A 3,000-nucleotide genomic window follows, 5' to 3' on the forward strand; every position below is an offset into this window, starting at 1 on the left:
AAGTTCAATCGCTCAATAAATCACTTAGCTTTAATTTTTGTTTGTGGACGCAATCAATGCCTCCCGACAAACACAAAATGAATTTTAAGTTAAGCACTTATCAAGACTTCAAAATTAAAATAATTTCAACAAAGTCAATCAACAAGTGCCCACACAGATTGTCTGATAGATTGTTAAAGAACAGTTGCATTAAGCAAGGCGTGCAAGTATATACAGAATCTTACTTTGCGTCAAGTGATTATTTTTTCATTTTCATCGAAAAAACCACCGCACTTTCGCCTGCCCGCCGTCATCGCGGCTGCGGAGGCGTATTATAGAGATTTGGGTTGCGGGATCAAGCATTTTTTATAGAAATTTTATTAACCGTTATTTTTTTGAGCTATTCGATTATTTCTAATGCTTTTTCTGCATATTCCCGCAACATATGTAACTCTCGCAGACCTTTATCAGATAATACTTTATTGTCCGTCAAAATCTGTGTTGAGCGTGCAACGATAAACTTCAGATAATCCCGATTATGGGTTTCCTCATACTGTTTTCTTGCAAAATACATATCAGCAATATCTTTATTAAGCTGTGAAATCAGTAATTTTTGCCCGAATAACACAATGAAAGCCGCAACCAATGCGATAACCGTACCATAGCCCCCAGTCGGATAATACAGTATTCCGCCAATCACAAAAAGTGCGGTCACTAAAAGCGAACTATTTTTAATATAGCCCTCTGCTGGCGGGGCTTTAATTAATTCTTTTAATTTCATATCCATTTCTCGCAAACAAAATCGGGCAGCCTAAGCCACCCGAAATCATATCATTAAAGGCTATGCTAAGATGCCGAAGTAATAGCCAACAATGCCCACCCCGAATAAGGCGAAAATAATATACATTGCGTTAATTTTCTTACGTAATAAATACATACATAAAAACGTCAGTCCCAGTGCGGCTAGTCCCGGCAGCAACTCATTCAATACACTTTGTACCGTAGTGACAACTTCTTCGCCAGCTTGATTAGTATAGCGAGAAAGTTCCAACGGAATAGTAATGCTCGTCCATTTTGAGACTAATGCTCCCATCACAAAAAGACCGAGAATAGATGCGCCTTGTGTCAGTTTCTGCAAACGACCGCCGCCCATATCCTGCACAATTTCTGTTCCTTTGGCATAGCCATATTTAAAACCGTACCAACGGGTTAACGCACGAAAAATGTTAATCCCGACAAAAAAGAGCAATGGTCCCAATAAGCTACCGCTGATTGCCAAACCTGCGCCCAATGCAGCCAATACTGGACGCAAGGTTCCCCAAAAAATCGGATCGCCTACCCCGGCTAACGGCCCCATCAAACCGACTTTCACCCCGCTGATTGCGGCATCATTAATATCCGTTGCACCATTAGCACGCTCTTGTTCCATGGCTGCCGTCACACCAATAATTGATGAAGCAACCCAAGGCTGAGTATTGAAAAACTCAAGGTGGCGTTTCAACGCTGCCGCCTGATCATCTTTGTTACTGTATAAGCGTTTAATCGCAGGAATCATCGACACACAAAAGCCCATTGCCTGCATACGCTCGAAATTAAACGATCCTAATAGGAATGTCGAGCGCCAATATGTACTGCGAATATCGCCCGAAGTTAACTGTTTTTTCTCTGACATAATAAAATTCCTTCTTATAGACCTTCAAGTTCATCATCGGCAAGAGTTTTGCTTGATGTGCTCTGTGGCAATGCCGCCTGATTGAAACGTGGATTTAATTGAATATAAACTAAAGCCAGACAAGCGCCCAGCAGACCTAAACCGACCAGATTATAGTTAGAGAATGAGGCAATCACAAAGCCGATAAAGAAAAACGGCATCAACGCACCGGCACGCATCATATTAATGACCATAGCATAACCAACCACGACGATAAATCCGCCGGCGATCTGTAAACCGCGAGTCACCACTTCCGGAATGGCATCCAGCGCATGCGTTACCGTACCCGTCCCCGCCACTAAAGCGACAAAAAACGCTGGCACGGCAACGCGCAATGCTTGCAAAGAAAGACCGGCAAAATGGCAGAATTCAATTCCGCGGAAATTGGCACGCGTGGCAAAATCATCCGCTTTATGTTGAAGAAAAATAGTCAGCGTACGCACAAAGATCGTCAACACCTGGCCGGCTGCTGCAACTGGAATTGCAATCGCAATTGCGGTGCCTTTATCCTGCCCACCTTTAATCACCAGAATTGCTGCAATAACGGAAGCCAATGCAGCATCCGGCGCCATTGCCGCACCGACATTCATCCAACCCAGCGCTAGCATTTCCAACATACCGCCGATAATAATCCCGGTCGTCAAATCACCTAAAACCAGACCGATTAAGGTACAAGCCACCAAAGGACGATGAGTCTGACGCTCATCAAGCACGCTGCCCATACCACAAATTGCCGCGACCAATGTCACCAGCACAATTTCCATAGGAGTCATCATAATATCCTCTACAAATTAAAATTTAAGCGCATTCAGTTTCTGTTTGCTCAACACATCTCGCGGGCTGCTGGCAACTTGTTGCAGACTCAAATCAACGCCCAAGTCCAACAATTTATTAAACGCCACCACATCAGCCCTACTCACGGTTACCGCCTGCGAAAGCTGTTGGTTGCCTTCTTTATAGGTCATCCCACCCACATTCACCTTGTCCACTTTCACGCCGCCATCGATCAAGCGCAAAATATCCGTCGGATTGGTCACAAGCCATAAAATATTCTTACCCGCATATTTCGGGTTATGATAAACCTTAATCGCTTTTTCCACCGGAATAACATAGGATTTCAAATTTTCCGGTGCGACCTGCAATAACAAATCGCGGCGTAATACGTCATTCGCCACTTCATCGCTCACCGCAAAAATCGCCTCGCACTTCACCGCCTTCGCCCAAGAGGTCACTACCTGACCATGAATTAAGCGGCTATCAATACGCAGTAAGGAAATGTTCATCTTGTCACCAAGTGCGGTCGGTTTTTT

The 3,000-nt window shown here is 44.1% G+C and carries 5 protein-coding genes; 1 reads left to right on the plus strand and 4 read right to left on the minus strand.

The window, feature by feature from the left end:
- On the plus strand, positions 1–317 hold a 317-nt coding region (locus tag BN3349_RS12180; RefSeq protein WP_218971819.1), incomplete at its 5' end, for a hypothetical protein.
- Between the two features lie 62 nt (positions 318–379).
- Here BN3349_RS12180 and BN3349_RS11835 read toward each other — a convergent pair.
- The 4 genes from BN3349_RS11835 to BN3349_RS11850 form a co-directional block, all read right to left on the minus strand.
- Positions 380–760: a hypothetical protein gene (locus tag BN3349_RS11835; RefSeq protein WP_040977595.1), complete on the minus strand. Its 381-nt coding sequence runs from the start codon at positions 758–760 to the stop codon at positions 380–382.
- Positions 761–820: 60 nt separating this feature from the next.
- Positions 821–1,651, minus strand: coding sequence for a PTS mannose transporter subunit IID (manZ, locus tag BN3349_RS11840; protein WP_040977592.1), 831 nt, complete (start codon positions 1,649–1,651; stop codon positions 821–823).
- A gap of 14 nt (positions 1,652–1,665) precedes the next feature.
- Positions 1,666–2,463, minus strand: a complete 798-nt coding sequence (locus BN3349_RS11845; RefSeq protein ID WP_040977593.1) for a PTS mannose/fructose/sorbose transporter subunit IIC — start codon at positions 2,461–2,463, stop codon at positions 1,666–1,668.
- Positions 2,464–2,481: 18 nt separating this feature from the next.
- The coding region (locus tag BN3349_RS11850) for a PTS sugar transporter subunit IIB (protein WP_180334857.1) at positions 2,482–3,000 on the minus strand (519 nt) is incomplete at its 5' end.

It is taken from the genome of Necropsobacter massiliensis (assembly GCF_000827595.2).
Classification (GTDB): Bacteria; Pseudomonadota; Gammaproteobacteria; order Enterobacterales; family Pasteurellaceae; genus Necropsobacter; species Necropsobacter massiliensis.